Raw genomic sequence first — 15743 nt, forward strand, 5'->3', positions numbered from 1 at the left:
CCACATTGAAGAAACCCTGGGCGCGCCAGGGCCGGGCCGCCTAGCGCGCCGCTTTCCGATCGAACAGGATCCGCTCGATCGCGCGCACGCGGTCGCGGCGCCGCCTGACCGCGCGCACCGCCCTGCCAAAAAGGCGCTTGCGCCGCCTGGCCTCGCGGCTGGCCTGCAGATGCTCGATGAACACCTCGTCGCACGCCGCATTGTCGGTCTTGTCGAAGATCCAGCAATAGGCAACGGGCAGCCGCGCCTGCCGATAACGCGGCTCGGCGGACGAGGCGTCCTCGGCCAGCAGGCGCTCCAGCACCCGCTGGTCCCACTCGTCGGGATTCTCCGCGCAGGCCCGCGCCCATGCTTGCAACAGCGCGGACGCGCCCGCCGTATGGTTGATGAAAAGCGTGCCGCTCAGCAACTGGCCGCCGGGCTCATGGTAGGCGGCGATATCGCAGTCCAACGCGGCCAGCGTCGGCCACGGATCGCGATGAAACACCGCATCCACGTCGACATACAGCAGCGGCCCCGTGTGCTTCTTGCGCATGGCAACCAGCACCGATGGCTTCATGGACGCATTGCGCACCCAGGACCCGGTGGATTCGATCGGCTCGGCGTCGACGGCAAGCCCCAGCCGTTGCGCCGAGCGCAGCAGGCGATTCTTTTCCGCCTCGTAAATGCTGTCGCGGGTGAAAAACGCCACCACCATGCCCGTGGCGCTGCCTCGTCGCCCGCCCGGCGCCACCGTTTCGGGCCCCGGAAAGCTCGGAACCCCTCGCGCCTGCTCCGCGGACCAGCCAAACCACCTGCGTCGAAACCAATCGAACATGATGCGCCACGCTTTTCAAGATCAGGCAAAGCGGGCGTACCGGCGACGTCATGTCGACAGCGGGGGCAGGCTCGCACAACGCTTCTTCCGCCGTAACGCGACGCACGAGGGTGCGGGCGGTACCGGCGCGGGAGCAAAGCGCAGGCGAAGTTTATGAATCGACGCGATGCGCGTCGACGCAATTGCAATCAGTCGAAATTCAAATCGCCACGCTGAAATAATTCTGTGCGGCGCTTCCCTCTGAAAGGCCTTTTCAGGCCCAACAGAACTTTCAACCTGCTTTCCGGGCAAGGCCCAACGCGCGCCGGGAAAATCCCGGCGACGTCGGCGCCGTGGTCGGCCGGATCAGGCGTACTGCGCGAGGCCGCCTCCCAGCGACCAGTTTTCCTTCAGCACCTCGACGAGGTTCACGAACACATCCTCGGGCCGCAGGCCGGGATCTTCGCCAAGCAATTCCGCAATCCGCCGGAACAGCGCCTTCTTCTGTTCCAACGTACGCGTGTTGTTCGCGGTGATCTGGATGAACACCAGATCGTCGCTTCGAGCGATGTCGAGGTAGGTCGCCCCGTAACGGAAATTCGCGGCCTCGTGCTCGGTCATGACCATGAACTGGTCATCTTCGGGAACATTGAATGTCTCGCGCAGCGCACGATAAACGCTGTCGAAGATCGCTTGCCTGTAGGCCTCCGGCTTTCCGGAGCGCAACGAAATATGAGCGAACGGCATGGGAAATTTCCTCCTTGGTGGTCCCGCTGCCCATTATCCATTCTGATAATGTATGCGTTCTTATTTCAACGATAAAGTTTTGAAATGACCAAGCGCGCCCTCGACCTGGAGGCGGTCAGAGCCTTCATCCGCATCGCCGAGCTGGGCAGTTTCACCCGCGCCGCCGAATCGCTGCAGACCACCCAGGCGGCGATCAGCCTGAAGCTCAAGCGGCTCGAAGAACGGCTGGATTTCAGGCTCGTCGAACGCACGCCCCGGCGCGTGGAGCTTTCGACCCATGGCGCGACCTTTCTCGAGCATGCGCGCAAGCTCATCGAGGCGCACGACCGGGCGGTCTCGGTGGTTGCAGGAACGCGGCAGCGTCTCGCCATCGGCATCAGCGACCATGTCGCGGGTCCGGAACTGCCGGCGCTGATCGCACGCATGAACGCGCAGGATCCCCGGCTGCTGATCGAAATCCGGATCGGCTCGTCGGCCGAGCTGCTGCAACGTTTCGACCACAGGGAGCTCGATACCGTGATCGTCCGCTTCCAGGCCGGCCGCGGCGATGGGGAAATCCTCGCCGAAGAACAGTTCGGCTGGTTCGCCATGCCCGGATGGCAACAGCGGGCCGGTGAGCCGCTGCCGCTGGCCACGATGGCCGAGCCCTGTGGCGTGCGGGCCCTGGCCGAGCAACTGCTCGATGCGGCCGGCATACCCTGGACCGAAGTGTTCGTCGGTGGCGGCGTGATGACGGTCGCCGCCGCCGTCATGGCCGGGCTCGGGGTGGCGGCGCTTGCCCCGCGCATGGTGCCGTTCGGCGCGGTCGACGTCGGCCCCAGGCTGGGGCTGCCGGATCTGCCGCGGCTGCCCATCCTGCTGCATACCCGGGTCAGGGACAGCCGCGCGCGGGATGCGCTGGCCGCGCTCTCGGCGGCCTTTCGCGGCGCGGTGCGAAGCTGATCGTTCGAAGCGACGCCACGGGCCGCTTGAACACCCAAGGAGGGGGAACGTCGCTTACGGCCGGTTCTCGCCAGGCAACAAAAAACCCGCAGAACCAATGTTCATGCGGGTTTTGGGGGCAAGCAGCGGGCGGATGACCGCGCGGCAACGCTTGTGAAATTCTTGGCGGACAGAGGGGGATTCGAACCCCCGATACGCTTTTGACGTATACACGCTTTCCAGGCGTGCGCCTTCAACCACTCGGCCACCTGTCCTGATCCGGTACGCATTGCGAAAAATGCGAATCCGCGATTCTAGCAGATCGGCAAGAAAGCTGCATTGGCGGCGCGGGAAAAGAAAAAAGGGGACGCCATTGCATCCCCTTTTTGCTACCGGAGCCCGCGCCGGCCAGGCCATGGCGGCTCCGAGCCTCCATCGCTCAGGCGTTAGGCGGATCCTGCTCGCGGTACGAGCCGACCGTGCCGTCAGGCTCGGTCTCCTCCAGTCGCACGCGGAACCCCCACAGGCGCGCCAGGTGTTTCATCACCTGCTCGGCATCCTCGGCCGCCAGCGGCCGGCCGCGGCTCTTCAGGTGGCGCAGCACCAGCGAACGGTCGGCGTCGCGGTTGAAACGGACCACCTGGATGTCCGGCACCTGGTTGTCGCGGTTGTGCTGCGCGGCCAGCAGGCGGCGGATGTCGCGGTAGCCGTCGTCGTCATGGATGGCGGCGACTTCCAGCTTGGGATTGGCCTGGTGGTCGGAGATCGCGAAGAAGCGGAACTCGCGGATCAGGCGCGGCGACAGGTACTGCGAGATGAAGGACTCGTCCTTGAAATTGCGCATGGCGAAGTCGAGCGTCTTCAGCCAGTCGCTGCCGGCGATGTCGGGGAACCAACGGCGGTCCTCGTCGGTGGGTTTTTCACAGATGCGGCGGATGTCCGACATCATCGCGAAGCCCAGCGCGTACGGGTTGATGCCGCCGTAGCCGCGCTCGTCGAAGCCGCGCTGGCTGACGACGTTGGTGTGGCTCTGCAGGAACTCCATCATGAAGCCGTCGTTGACCAGCCCCTTCTCGTGCAACCGGTTCAGGATGGTGTAGTGCCAGAACGTGGCCCAGCCTTCGTTCATCACCTTGGTCTGGGTCTGCGGATAGAAGTACTGGGCGACCTTGCGCACGATGCGCACCAGCTCCTTCTGCCACGGCGCCAGCTTGGGCGAGTACTTCTCGATGAAGTACAGCAGGTTCTCTTCCGGCTCGGGCGGGAACACCGACGCGGCGACCCGCTCGTCCTTGTCGGACTCCAGCCGCGGCAGCGTGCGCCACAGGTCGTTGTACTGCAGGCGCGCGTGCTCCTGGCGTTCGGCCTGGCGCGCGGCCTCTTCCTTGTACGAGATCGGCGTGGGCCGCTTGTAGCGGTCGACCCCATGGTGCGACAGCGCGTGGCAGGAATCCAGCAGCGCCTCCACCGCGTCGATGCCGTAGCGGTCCTCGCAGTCCATCACGTACTTGCGGGCGAACACCAGGTAGTCCAGCACGCCATCGGCGTCGGTCCACTGGCGGAACAGGTAATTGCCCTTGAAGAACGAGTTGTGGCCGTAGCAGGCGTGCGCGATCACCAGCGCCTGCATCGTCATGGAATTCTCTTCCATGAGATACGCGATGCAGGGGTTGGAGTTGATCACGATCTCGTAGGCCAGGCCCTGCATGCCGCGCCGATAGAACTGCTCGTTGCGGATGAACTCCTTGCCGTACGACCAGTGCGGATAGCCAATCGGCAGGCCCGCCGACGCATAGGCGTCCAGCATCTGCTCCGAGGTGATGACCTCGATCTGGTTCGGATAGGTGTCCAGCCCGTATTCGCGCGCGACCTGCGAGATCGCGTCGTCATAGGACTGGATCAGTTCGAACGTCCATTCGGAACCTTGCGACAGCGGCCGGGGGCTGCCGGCCGACTCCGGCTCCACGAGTGCGCCCAGGATGGCATTCATGCGGTTTCCTTCTTGAACAGGTCATGGAACACGGGATAGATTTCCCCGCGATCGCAAATCCGCCGCATCACGAAATGCGGCGCCAGCTTCTGTTCATATTCCGCCCACAGGCTGCTCTTGCGCGCCTCCTGCGAGTCGGGAACCTCGATATAGGCGAAGTAGCGCGTGGCCGGCAGCAGGTGCTCGGCCAGGAAGCGCGCGCTCTTGCCCGCGTCGGCGCCGAACGAGTCGCCGTCGCTGGCCTGCGCCGCGTACACGTTCCAGGCCGTGGGCGGATAGCGCTTCTCGACGATCTCGCGCATCAGCTCCAGCGCCGACAGCACGATGGTGCCGCCGCTCTTGGGATCGTAGAAGAAGGTCTGCTCGTCCACTTCCTCGGCGTTGTCCGTGTGGCGGATGAAGACCAGGTCGACGTGCTCGTACTTGCGCGACAGGAACAGGTACAGCAGCGTGAAGAAGCGCTTGGCCAGGTCCTTCTTGCCCTCGTCCATCGAGCCGGACACGTCCATCAGGCAGAACATGACCGCGCGCGCCATCGGGATCGCGACCGACACGCGGTTGCGGTAGCGCAAGTCCAGGTCGTCCAGGAACGGCACGCGCGCCAGGCGCTCGCGGCAGTCCTCGACATCCTGCTCCAGGGCCTTGATCTGGTCGGCGGGCTCGCCCGCCGCCTTGGCCTTGGCCAGGCGCTCTTCCGCGTCCTCGAGATCGGCGCGCGCCTTCACGCTCAGCGCCACCCGCCGCGCCAGCGACGACTTCAGCGTGCGGCTGATGCTGAGCATGCTGGGCGAGCCGGTGGTGGTGTAGCCGGCGCGCTGCCATTTCTTCTGACTGACCTCGCCCAGCTGGGTGCGCGCCAGGTGAGGCAGTTCCAGGTCCTCGAAGAACAGGTTCAGGAATTCGGCCCGCGACAGGCTGAAGGTGAACTGATCGACCGCCTCGCCCTCGCCGGGCTCGGACCCGCCTTGGCCGTCTCCTCCCTGAGGCCGGTCGAACGTGTCGCCCTTGGCGAACTCGCGATTGCCCGGATGCACCATTTCCCGGTCGCCACCCGCGCCGTGCCGGAACGTCGGCTCGGAAATATCGCGGGCGGGCAGGTTGATCTCGCCGCCCTGATCCATGTCCTGGATCGAGCGGTCGCGGATCATCCCGTGGACCGCCTTGCGGATCTGGTCCTTGTAACGCCGCAGAAAGCGCTCCCGGTTAACGGCGCTCTTGTTGCGCCCGTTAAGACGGCGATCGATCAGTGAATTCATGATTCACCTCGCTCAGGAAGACTTCCTCACACGGAGGTACCACTCGCACAGCAGCCTGACCTGCTTTTCCGTGTAGCCCTTTTCCACCATCCGGTCGACGAAGCTCTGGTGCTTCGACTTGTCCTCGGCCGACGCCTTGGCGTTGAACGAGATCACCGGCAACAGGTCTTCCGTGTTCGAGAACATCTTCTTCTCGATCACTTCGCGCAGCTTTTCATAGCTGGTCCAGGTCGGGTTGCGGCCGTTGTTGTTGGCGCGCGCCCGCAGCACGAAGTTCACGATCTCGTTGCGGAAGTCCTTCGGATTGGCGATGCCGGCCGGCTTCTCGATCTTCTCCAGTTCGTCGTTCAAGGCGCTGCGGTCGAAGCTCTCGCCAGTTTCAGGGTCGCGGAATTCCTCGTCCTGGATCCAGCAGTCGGCGAACGTGACGTAGCGGTCGAAGATGTTCTGGCCATACTCCGAGTACGACTCGAGGTACGCGGTCTGGATCTCCTTGCCGATGAACTCGGCATAGCGCGGCGCCAGGAAGCCCTTGATGAACTCCAGGTAGCGCCGGCGGATTTCCTCCGGATAGTCCTCGCGCCCGATGCGCTGCTCGAGCACATACATCAGGTGCACCGGATTGGCCGCCACCTCGGTCTGGTCGTAGTTGAAGACGCTGGACAGGATCTTGTACGCGAAGCGCGTCGAGACCCCGTTCATGCCTTCGTCGGTGCCGGCGTAATCCTTGTACTCCTGCAGCGCCTTGGCCTTCGGGTCGACGTCCTTCAGGCTTTCGCCGTCATAGACGCGCAGCTTCGAATAGATGCTGGAATTCTCCGGCTCCTTCAGCCGGGTCAGCACCGAGAACTGCGCCATCATGTCCAGCGTTCCCGGCGCGCACGGCGCCGTCGACAGCGAGCTGTGATGCAGCAGCTTTTCGTAGATACGGACTTCTTCCGAGACCTGCAGGCAGTAAGGCACCTTGACGATATAGATACGGTCGAGGAAAGCCTCGTTGTGCTTGTTGTTGCGGAAGGTCTGCCATTCCGACTCGTTCGAGTGCGCCAGGATGCAACCGTTGAAGGGGATCGCCGAGAAACCCTCGGTGCCCTTGAAGTTGCCTTCCTGCGTCGCCGTCAAGAGCGGATGCAGCATCTTGATCGGCGCCTTGAACATTTCCACGAACTCGAGCAGGCCCTGGTTGGCCAGGCACAAGCCGCCGGAATAGCTGTAGGCGTCCGGGTCGTCCTGCGAATGGCGGTCGAGCTTGCGGATGTCGACCTTGCCGACCAGCGACGAGATGTCCTGGTTGTTCTCGTCACCCGGTTCGGTCTTGGCGATCGCCACTTGGCGCAGCACCGACGGGTTCAGGCGCACCACGCGGAATTGCGAGATGTCGCCGTCGAACTCCTTCAGGCGCTTGACCGCCCACGGCGACATGATGCCCGTGAGGTAGCGGCGCGGAATGCCGTATTCCTTTTCGAGCGTGTCGCCGAAGCGTTCCGGATGGAACAGGCCGAGCGGCGACTCGTTCACCGGCGAGCCCTTGAGCGCGTAGATGGGGAAGCTCTCCATCAGCACCTTGAGGCGTTCGGCGATGGACGACTTGCCGCCGCCGACGGGCCCCAGCAGATAGAGGATTTGCTTGCGCTCTTCCAGTCCCTGCGCGGCGTGCTTGAAGAACGCCACGATCTGCCCGATGACGTCCTCCATGCCGTAGAACTCCTGGAACGCCGGATAGCGCCGGATGGTCCGGTTGGAAAACAAACGGGAAAGACGTGGGTCGTTGCGCGTATCCACGATTTCAGGTTCGCCAATCGCCGCCAGCATGCGCTCAGCGGGGCTGGCGTACGCCATCGGGTCGCGTTTGGCGAGGTCCAGATATTCCTCTAGGGAAAGCTCTGATTCCTGTTCTCTTGCATACTGCGACTTGAAGCCTTCGACGATGTTTTGCACGGAAACCTCCTACAACACGCGAAAAAGCCATGACGTCCCTACGTGTCCCCATTGTGTGCCTCAGTGCTTCAGCGTGACTAGTCAATCTCGCTATTAGCAATCTCGGCACGGTCGTATGTTGCTTTCGCCACACATCAACCAAGAGCACGATCGGGCCCTTTCCGTTTAGGCTGCACCCTGCAGACACAAGTTCCGTCAGGGATTGCAACCAACGTGAATAAGTTCACTCGTTCGCCTTCAGCATATCGCTGTAGAACGGGCGCATGACGCAGCCACGCACGAAATGGTCAGCAATGATTTGAAGGGATGAGATATCCCGGTGGATTCTTATGATCCGGACGCAAGTCCGGTGCGTTCGCTATGCGATGGCAGCGAACGGTCTGAACGGCGCAAGGCGACTGCGTTCAGCAACGTGTCGGTTCGGTTTGTGAAAAGCGCCGGTACGCGACACTGGAATCCGTGGTGACGAGGGCGCGTGGCGGGTCGTGGAGCAAGCCATGCGCGCGTAGCGCCAAGTCATGACCTAGCTTAAGCCCAATTGACGGTTTTGTGGCAATTCATTTGTGCACACGCGGTAAAAAAAAGCTGTCGGATGCTTCGACGCGGCCATGCAGGAATCGCTCCCAAACTTGCTGCCATCACGCCGCGAGCCGCGCGGGCAAACGCTATGCGGCCGATGGTCCACGGCTATCGCGCGGATTGTTGGCAGCCAGGCATCGAGAGTGCTAATACCCCTTGCGGCGTCAAGGATAGAATCACGCATCCCGCGACACCGCGCACGCCACCGCTTTCAAACACCGTCCGTCCGATCATGCCGCCCCGCCCGCGCCCCATCATGCAAGGGCTCCGCATTGTCCGCGCGCCGATGCGTTGGCGGCGTCTGGCGGCCGTGTGCGGCGTGCTGTTGCTGGCCGCATGCGAACGCGCCTCGCCGCCCCTGCCCAACGATGCCTATGTGTGGCAACGGCAGTGGACGCCCGCGCTGGTCAGCGCGCTGGCCGAGGGCGCGGATGCCGTGCGCTCATGGCGGGTTCTGTCGGCCGAACTGCGCGCCGACGGCGCCTGGTTCGACGCGGCGCCCGACCTGGCCGCGCTGGCCGCATCGCAACGGCCCGTGGTGCTGGTGTTGCGGCTGGATGGCCGCGTCAACGAGCTGCGCGACGCCGACATCGCCGATCGCGCCGCCGCCGCGCTGGCGGCCTGGCGCCAGGCCGGCGTCACGCTGGCCGGCCTGGAAATCGATTACGACTGCGCCACCTCGAAGCTGCCGGCCTATGCCGCCTTGCTGGCGACGCTGAAGACCCGCCTCGGCGCCAGCCTGCCGTTGTCGATCACCGCCCTGCCCACCTGGCTCGACAGCCCCGCGCTGCCGGCGTTGCTGGCGGTGCCGGACGAAACCGTGCTGCAGGTCCACGCCGTGCAGAACCCCACGCAAGGCCTGTTCGACGCCAAGCGGGCCCGCGCCTGGCTCGATGCCTACGCGCGCCATGCCGCCAAACCCTGGCGCGTGGCGCTGCCTTCGTATGGCAGCCGCGTCGCGTGGGACGAGCATGGCCGGATCGCCGCGGTCGAAAGCGAACGCCCGGCGTTGATGCCGGGCGGCCGCTCGGCCGAGCTGCTGGTCACGCCCGATGCCATGGCGGCCTTTGTCGCGACGCTCGATCGCGATCGCCCGTCGGGGCTGAGCGGCATCGTCTGGTTCCGCCTGCCGACCCAGGCCGACACGCGCGCCTGGAGCCTGCCAACCTGGCGCGCCGTGCTGGCGCGCCAGCCGCTGACGCCGAAGCTGGAGGTTACCGCCGCCGCGCCCGGCGCCGGCGGCGCGCGCGACGTGCGGCTGGCCAACCGCGGCAACGCCGACACCGCGCTCCCGTTCACCGTGCGGCTCGACGCCACTTGCAGCGCCGCCGACGGCATCAACGGCTACACCCTTGAATACGATCGCGATGGCAGGTATCTTCGCCGCGCGCAGGATGGCTTGCTGCGCGCCGGCGCCGAACGCGCCATTGGATGGATCCGCTGTGACTCCGCAACCCCGAGCTTCCATGTACAACCGTAAATCGCTTGCCGCCGCGCTGGCGCTGGCCTGCGCCGCCGGCGCCGGCATCGTCATCGCCTGCGGCCCGGACTTCCCGCCGCAGTTGCTGGACGACCGCGCCGGCACGCTGCAGGGCACGCCCGCCAACTCGTTCGCCTACGAAGCGGCGCGGCTGATGCCGGCCACGGACGCGCTGCGGGCCAACGAATCGCCGCTGCTGCCGGACGGCACATACCGCTCCGACGCCATCCCCGAAGCGTTCGACGCGACGCTGACGCCGGCGCAACGGCAACAAGCGCGGGCGATGCGCGCCCGTCCCGACGGCGACCAGGCCTACGCCGCCGGCGACGGCCTGCCGGAAGCCGCGCGCCTCTATGCCGCCGCCGCGGTGGACTACCGCAGCGCCGCCCAGGCGCCGGACGAACCGCGCCTGGAACGCGCGCGCCAGCGCCTGCTGGCCATCCTGGCGCTGCCGGCGGAACAGGCCGCAACCCGCAGCGTCTGGGCCGCCTACCTGCTGGCCGAAATCGGGGACATCGGAACCACGCCGGCGACGGATCACCCGGCGCAAGCCTATGCCCGCGTGCGCGAACTGGCGCGGCAAGGCGCGCCCGACCCCTTGGGCCTGGCCGTCGCCAGCTACGGCCAGCAAGCGCGCCTGTCGCTGTCCGGCAGCCTGGGCCAATGCGCCTACGAAGACCTGTTCAACGCCTCGCCCTGCATGGATGCGATCGCGCCGGCCGACCTGCAGCGGGCCGTGCGCCTGTATGCCGCCCAGGCCGCGCGCGATTCGATCAGCGGCCGCGAATCCTTGCGCCTGATGGCCGACTGGGCGTTGGCGTCGCCGACGCGCGCCATCCGCCTGATCGACGACCCGGTCAGCCAGCGCCTGCTGGTGGCGTACGGCCTGGCCCGGCTGGGCGACATCGTCGACGGCAAGCCCGACAGCGCGCGCGACCCCTTCGCCAACTTCGAGGCCACCGGCCGGCTGAGCCTGGCCGATGCCGCCGATGGCACGCCCAACATCACGCCCAACCCCGCGCTGCAATCGCTGGTGGCCGCGCTGCAGACGCAGGATCCGCAGCGGATCGTGGATGCCGACCGGGTCGCGGCGCTGGCCTACCGCGTCGGCCGCTACGACCTGGCGCAAGGACTGGCCGACCGGCTCGACACGGCGCTGGCCTGGTGGGTGCGCGCCAAGCTGGCGATCCGCCGCGGCGACAACGAACTGGCCGCCCAGGCCTACGCCCGCGCGGTGGATGCGTTCCCGCGCGGTGACGGCAGCGTCGAGGCGCAAGCCGGCGCGCTGCTCAAGGGCGAACAGGGCGTGCTGTCGCTGTCGCGCGGCCAATACGTCGAAGCCCTCGACCAGTTGTACCGGGCCGCCGTGGCGGGCGACGGCGCGCCCCCGCCCGAAGAAGGCTGGCCGCTCTCGCCTTATTGGAACGACGCGGCCTACGTGGCCGAACGCGTGCTGACGACCGAAGAACTCAAGGCCTATGTCGACCGACTGCCGCCGCCCCCGCCCGCGCCGTCGCGGCCGCCGGGCTTCAGCCGCTACACGACCGACCAGTTCTATGAATGGAGCCGCCTGAACCAGCCGCCCGTCCATGACCGCCTGCGCCAGCTGCTGGCGCGCCGGCTGGTGCGGGAAAGCCGGGTGGCCGAGGCCTTGCCGTACTTCCCCGCGGATTCCGATCCGCGCTTCGCCACGCTCGACTACGACGACGGCAACTGGACGATCCGGGAGTCCGATCTCCGCCAGCGCGCCGCGCAGTATGGCGACGCGCTGCAGGCCGCCGGCAACGCGTGGGGCCGCACCACGCGCGCCGAGGCCTGGTACGCCGCCGCCAAGCTCGCGCGCCGCGACGGCATGCGCATCATGGGCTACGAACAGGGACCGGACTACGCCGTCTACGAGGGCAACTATTCGGCCGGCGCCGGCCGCGACGCCAACCCCTGGTGGCGCGAGGCCCGCGCCGATGCCGGCGTGCCGATGGACACCCCGCAGCAGCGCGCCGAGGCGGACCTGCCCGGCCCCTTCGTGACCCAGGAAGAACGCGTGCGCTACGCGGCCAGCGAGGCGCGGCCCAACGTGCGCTATCACTACCGCCAGATCGCCGCCGACTACGCGATGAAGGCGGCCGACGAACTGCCGACCCGCTCGCAGGCATTCGCGGCCACGCTCTGCCGCGGCGCCCGCTACGTCATCGACGACACGCCGGAACGGGCCACCGCCATCTATCTGCGTTACGTGGACCAGGGGGCCCAGGTGCCCTTCAGCGGCAGCTTCGGCCGCGAATGCCCGGAACCGGATTTCCAGTCGGCCTCGCGCTTTCACTACATCCAGGCATGGAAGGCCTGGGAACGGGCGCGCAAGCAGCATCCGGGCATATTGCTGGCCGTCGGCCTGCTGGCGCTGGCGGCGCTCGGCGCCGGCCTGTGGGCCTGGCGCAATGGCGCGCCGGCCGGCAACGGCAAGAAGCGCCAGGATCCGTTGGCGTAAAAAGGCGCCCCGCACGGGCGCTACGGCGTCCCGGCGGCGGGCAACTCGACCCGCCGCAGCAACCCTCGCCAGTGCTCGGGCACCCGGGCGCGCAGGCGCAGGTCGGCCGCCACCCGCTCGGCCTCGATGAATTCGTAGCGCGGGGCGGCATCCAGCCGTTCCAGCATGGGCAGCTTGACCACGCCGGCGGCATCGCCCAGCAGCATTGGCGCCATATAGATAAGCAGTTCGTCGATGCAGCCGGCCGCGACCAGCGCGCCGCTCAGGCCGGCGCCGGCCTCGACGTGGACTTCGTTGAACTGCTGCGCGGCGAACCAGCGCATCATCGCCGGCAGGTCGACCCGGTCGGGCGTCTCGGCGGGCAGCGCCACCACGCGCACGTTCCTGGCCTCCAGCCGCGCCTGCTTGGCGGCGTCGGCGCGGGCCGTGAACACGATGACCTCGCCGCCGTCGAACAGGCGCGCGTCCTCGGGAATCTCGAAGCGGCCGTCGACCACCGCCCGGCGCGGCTGGCGCGGCGTCTGGACGCTGCGCACGGTCAATTGCGGATCGTCCTTGAGCACGGTGCCGATGCCGGTCAGCACCACGCAGCTGCGGGCGCGCCAGCGATGGCCGTCGGCGCGCGCCTCGGGGCCGGTGATCCATTGCGACAGGCCGTTGTGCAACGCGCTGCGGCCGTCCAGCGACGCCGCCATCTTGAGCCAGGTCCAGGGCAGCCCGCGGCTCATGCGCGAGATGAAGCCGGCGTTCAGCGCCAGCGCCTCTTCGCGGCAGATGCCGGTGGTGACGGCGATGCCGGCCTCGCGCAGCCGCGCCAGGCCCTTGCCGTTGACCAGCGGATTGGGGTCGCCGATCGCCACCACCACGCGCGCCGGCGCGGCCGCCAGCAGCGCATCCACGCAGGGCGGCGTGCGGCCGAAATGGCTGCAAGGCTCCAGCGTGACGTAGACGGTGGCGCCTGCCACCGATTCGCCGCGCGCCTGGGCATCGCGCAGCGCGCAGACTTCGGCATGCGGGCCGCCGGGCGGCTGGGTCGCGCCCTCGCCCAGCACGCGGCCATCGCGCACGATCACGCAGCCCACCCGGGGGTTGGGCGCGGTCGAATACATCACGGTCTGCGCCAGGGCCAGGGCGCGCCGCATCCAGGACAGGTCATCGGCTTGGCCGGGGGTCGGGCTGGAATTCATCATCATGGCCAAATTGTATGTCCGAGACGGGCCCACGGCACGCCGCGCCCGCTGGCGCTATGATGGCCGAGGTGGCCCGAAATGCATGTCCGTTTTGGGCCGATGCAGGTCTGGAGACGGCCTCGCCCGGGAGCCGGGGCAGGCCCACAATACGCCACGTACCTCCTGAAATCCCACGGCACGGAGCCCGCCGCCATGAAACAAGCATTGATCGTCATCGACGTCCAGGATTCCTTCCGCCAGCGTCCGTTTTGGGACGAATCGGAATACCCGGCATTCGTCTCGCAACTGCAGGGCCTGATCGACGCCGCCCGCGCCCGCGACATCCCGGTGCTGCAAGTGTTCCACATCAGCGCCGCCAACGACCCGGCCAACCCGTTTTCGCTGGCCTCCGGCCACGTCAAGACGCTGAAGGAACTGCGCATCACCCCCGACGCCGTGTTCCACAAGACCGTGCATTCCTCGCTCTACGCCAAGGACGCCGACGGCGCCACGCTGCAGGACTGGCTGCGCAAGCACGGCATCGAAGGCGTCATCGTCAGCGGCATCCGCACCGAACAGTGCTGCGAGACCACCACCCGCCACGCCAGCGACGACGGCTTCAAGGTGGTGTTCCCGACCGACGCCACGCTGACCTTCGCGATGCAGAGCCCGTCCGGCAAGCACTACACGCCGGCCGAGATCCGCGACGCCACCGAACTGGTCCTGCAGGGCCGCTTCGCCCGCATCGCCCGCGCCGCCGACGTCTTCGCCGACGCGCAATAAGGCAACCGACCATGATTCCCGTGCACTTCGTGTTGCCCCGGGGAATCGTGCTGCTCGACGTGGCCGGGCCGGCCGAGGCGTTCCGGGGCGCCAACAAGCTGTGCCCGGACGCCTTCTCGCAGCATTTCTGCGGCCCGTCGACCGAAGTCGAAAGTGGCATTCCCGGCCTGCACCTGGCCCGGATCCAGCCGCTGCCCGAGAAACTGCCGCCTGAGGCGCTGGTGATCGTGTCCGGCGTGGTCGGCAAGCACATCCGCCTGGATGAGCCCGAGGCCCGCCTCATCATCGACTGGCTGGCGGCGCGCCATCCGGCCGACGGCTTCACACTGATGACCGTCTGCGCCGGCGCCCTGTTCGCCGCCGCGGCCGGCCTGACGCGCCAGCGCGACTGCACCACGCACCACAGCTGCCTGGCGCAGCTGGCCGACCTGGATCCCAGCGCCAGGCTGCACGACAACCGCATCTTCGTGGAAGACGGCAACCTGGTCAGCAGCGCCGGCATCACCGCCGGCATCGACCTGGCGCTGCACATGGTGGCGCGCCATTGCGGCCCGCGCGTGGCCAGCGAGGTGGCGCGCGACATGGTGGTATACCAGCGCCGCGCCGGCACCGACTCGGCGCTGTCGCCCTGGCTGGAGCACCGCAACCACATGCATCCGGGCGTGCACCGGGTGCAGGACGCGGTGGTGCGCAACCCCGCGGCGCCCTGGTCGGCGCAATCGCTGGCCGAGCAGGCCCACACCAGCGCCCGCCACCTGACGCGGCTGTTCCGCGAGCATGCCGGCTGCACTCCGATGGACTACCTGTATCAGATACGCGTCGCGCTGGCGCGCGACATGCTGCGCGAAACCCGCTTGAACCTGGAGTTGGTGGCGGAGAAATCCGGCTTCGGCTCGGCCCAGCACCTGCGCCGCGTGTGGCGCCGGTTCCAGCCGCAGACGCCCAGCATGGCGCGGTCGGTGGCGCTTTAACGCGCCGGGCCGCGCCGCGGCCTCATTCCTTGCGCAGCTTGCCGGGCAGCACTGGTCCCTGCATCTCGCGGATCGCCTCGACGAATTCGCCGATGTCCTCGAAGCTCTTGTAGACCGAGGCGAAGCGCACGTAGGCCACCTTGTCGAGCTTGCGCAGCTCGTTCATGACCAGTTCGCCGATGTGCCCGGAGGCCACTTCGCGCAGGCCGCTGGCCAGCAGCTGTTCCTCGATGCGGGCCACGGCCGCGTCCACGTCCTCGGTGCTGACCGGACGCTTGCGCAGCGCCAGGCTCAGGCTGGCGCGCAGCTTGGCGGGATCGTAGTCGCTGCGGCTGCCATTGCGCTTGACCACGGAAGGCAGCGCCAGCTCCACCCGCTCGTAGGTGGTAAAGCGCTTGTCACAGGATTGGCAGCGACGCCGGCGGCGGATCGCATCGCCCTCTTCCGAGACACGGCTGTCGACGACCTGCGTTTCGGAATTGCCGCAAAATGGACACCGCATGTGTGATCCCTGAAAACACGGAAAGCAATAATTCAGCGATATTGTAACGATGTGGCAGTGTATCGGTGTCAGGAGGGGCCAAATTCGTCCCTGCGCACGCGACGGACATTTTCTCCGCAGCGCCGC

General features: G+C 67.0%; 12 protein-coding genes and 1 tRNA gene. 5 read left to right on the forward strand and 8 right to left on the reverse strand.

The features are described 5' to 3' along the window. Positions 1-40: 40 nt before the first annotated feature. Both I6I07_RS03750 and I6I07_RS03755 read right to left on the reverse strand, forming a co-directional pair. On the reverse strand, positions 41-817 hold the full coding sequence (locus I6I07_RS03750) for a putative nucleotide-diphospho-sugar transferase (protein WP_232625892.1): 777 nt from the start codon (positions 815-817) through the stop codon (positions 41-43). 345 nt (positions 818-1162) lie between these two features. Next, positions 1163-1543, reverse strand: coding sequence for a tautomerase family protein (locus I6I07_RS03755; RefSeq protein ID WP_061072492.1), 381 nt, complete (start codon positions 1541-1543; stop codon positions 1163-1165). 84 nt (positions 1544-1627) lie between these two features. Between I6I07_RS03755 and I6I07_RS03760 the strand changes: the two genes are divergently transcribed. Continuing rightward, on the forward strand, positions 1628-2485 hold the full coding sequence (locus tag I6I07_RS03760) for a LysR substrate-binding domain-containing protein (protein ID WP_198485689.1): 858 nt from the start codon (positions 1628-1630) through the stop codon (positions 2483-2485). Between the two features lie 163 nt (positions 2486-2648). Here the strand turns inward: I6I07_RS03760 and I6I07_RS03765 are convergent. From I6I07_RS03765 to I6I07_RS03780, 4 genes are all read right to left on the reverse strand, one after another. Further along, positions 2649-2739, reverse strand: a tRNA-Ser gene (locus I6I07_RS03765). A gap of 164 nt (positions 2740-2903) precedes the next feature. Beyond that, entirely contained in the window at positions 2904-4454 is a 1551-nt protein-coding gene (locus I6I07_RS03770) for a SpoVR family protein (RefSeq protein WP_198485690.1), read from the reverse strand. Next, positions 4451-5710 (reverse strand): YeaH/YhbH family protein, encoded by a 1260-nt coding sequence (locus I6I07_RS03775; protein ID WP_198485691.1) that lies wholly within the window; start codon positions 5708-5710, stop codon positions 4451-4453. The genes I6I07_RS03770 and I6I07_RS03775 overlap by 4 nt, the downstream gene beginning before the upstream one ends. A gap of 12 nt (positions 5711-5722) precedes the next feature. After that, on the reverse strand, positions 5723-7639 hold the full coding sequence (locus I6I07_RS03780) for a PrkA family serine protein kinase (RefSeq protein WP_420094580.1): 1917 nt from the start codon (positions 7637-7639) through the stop codon (positions 5723-5725). A gap of 874 nt (positions 7640-8513) precedes the next feature. Between I6I07_RS03780 and I6I07_RS03785 the strand changes: the two genes are divergently transcribed. Together I6I07_RS03785 and I6I07_RS03790 are read left to right on the forward strand one after the other, a co-directional pair. Further along, the gene (locus I6I07_RS03785; protein WP_198485692.1) at positions 8514-9707 is read left to right on the forward strand and encodes a DUF3142 domain-containing protein; all 1194 of its coding nucleotides are present in this window, start codon (positions 8514-8516) and stop codon (positions 9705-9707) included. After that, positions 9694-12192, forward strand: coding sequence for a hypothetical protein (locus I6I07_RS03790; protein WP_198485693.1), 2499 nt, complete (start codon positions 9694-9696; stop codon positions 12190-12192). The genes I6I07_RS03785 and I6I07_RS03790 overlap by 14 nt, the downstream gene beginning before the upstream one ends. Positions 12193-12212: 20 nt before the next feature. Here I6I07_RS03790 and ribD read toward each other — a convergent pair whose 3' ends face one another. After that, a complete protein-coding gene (ribD, locus tag I6I07_RS03795) occupies positions 12213-13382 on the reverse strand; it encodes a bifunctional diaminohydroxyphosphoribosylaminopyrimidine deaminase/5-amino-6-(5-phosphoribosylamino)uracil reductase RibD (RefSeq protein WP_198487419.1) in 1170 nt (389 codons plus the stop codon). A gap of 192 nt (positions 13383-13574) precedes the next feature. On the opposite strand from ribD, the gene I6I07_RS03800 reads away from it, so the two are divergent. Both I6I07_RS03800 and I6I07_RS03805 read left to right on the forward strand, forming a co-directional pair. Next, positions 13575-14144 carry a cysteine hydrolase family protein gene (locus I6I07_RS03800; protein WP_198485694.1) on the forward strand — a complete coding sequence of 190 codons (570 nt, stop codon included), beginning with the start codon at positions 13575-13577 and terminating at the stop codon, positions 14142-14144. Positions 14145-14155: 11 nt separating this feature from the next. Next, positions 14156-15115, forward strand: coding sequence for a GlxA family transcriptional regulator (locus I6I07_RS03805; RefSeq protein WP_198485695.1), 960 nt, complete (start codon positions 14156-14158; stop codon positions 15113-15115). Between the two features lie 22 nt (positions 15116-15137). Here I6I07_RS03805 and nrdR read toward each other — a convergent pair whose 3' ends face one another. After that, on the reverse strand, positions 15138-15617 hold the full coding sequence (nrdR, locus tag I6I07_RS03810) for a transcriptional regulator NrdR (RefSeq protein ID WP_006392798.1): 480 nt from the start codon (positions 15615-15617) through the stop codon (positions 15138-15140). Positions 15618-15743 lie beyond the last annotated feature (126 nt).

The organism is Achromobacter deleyi (assembly GCF_016127315.1).
Classification (GTDB): Bacteria; Pseudomonadota; Gammaproteobacteria; order Burkholderiales; family Burkholderiaceae_B; genus Achromobacter; species Achromobacter insuavis_A.

Excerpts from the sequence above, each read along its gene's own strand:
- I6I07_RS03750 (WP_232625892.1), bottom strand. The coding sequence starts at position 817 with ATGTTCGATTGGTTTCGACGCAGGTGGTTTGGCTGGTCCGCGGAGCAG.
- I6I07_RS03755 (WP_061072492.1), bottom strand. The coding sequence starts at position 1,543 with ATGCCGTTCGCTCATATTTCGTTGCGCTCCGGAAAGCCGGAGGCCTAC.
- I6I07_RS03760 (WP_198485689.1), top strand. The coding sequence starts at position 1,628 with ATGACCAAGCGCGCCCTCGACCTGGAGGCGGTCAGAGCCTTCATCCGC.
- I6I07_RS03770 (WP_198485690.1), bottom strand. The coding sequence starts at position 4,454 with ATGAATGCCATCCTGGGCGCACTCGTGGAGCCGGAGTCGGCCGGCAGC.
- I6I07_RS03775 (WP_198485691.1), bottom strand. The coding sequence starts at position 5,710 with ATGAATTCACTGATCGATCGCCGTCTTAACGGGCGCAACAAGAGCGCC.
- I6I07_RS03785 (WP_198485692.1), top strand. The coding sequence starts at position 8,514 with ATGCGTTGGCGGCGTCTGGCGGCCGTGTGCGGCGTGCTGTTGCTGGCC.
- I6I07_RS03790 (WP_198485693.1), top strand. The coding sequence starts at position 9,694 with ATGTACAACCGTAAATCGCTTGCCGCCGCGCTGGCGCTGGCCTGCGCC.
- ribD (WP_198487419.1), bottom strand. The coding sequence starts at position 13,382 with ATGATGAATTCCAGCCCGACCCCCGGCCAAGCCGATGACCTGTCCTGG.
- I6I07_RS03800 (WP_198485694.1), top strand. The coding sequence starts at position 13,575 with ATGAAACAAGCATTGATCGTCATCGACGTCCAGGATTCCTTCCGCCAG.
- I6I07_RS03805 (WP_198485695.1), top strand. The coding sequence starts at position 14,156 with ATGATTCCCGTGCACTTCGTGTTGCCCCGGGGAATCGTGCTGCTCGAC.
- nrdR (WP_006392798.1), bottom strand. The coding sequence starts at position 15,617 with ATGCGGTGTCCATTTTGCGGCAATTCCGAAACGCAGGTCGTCGACAGC.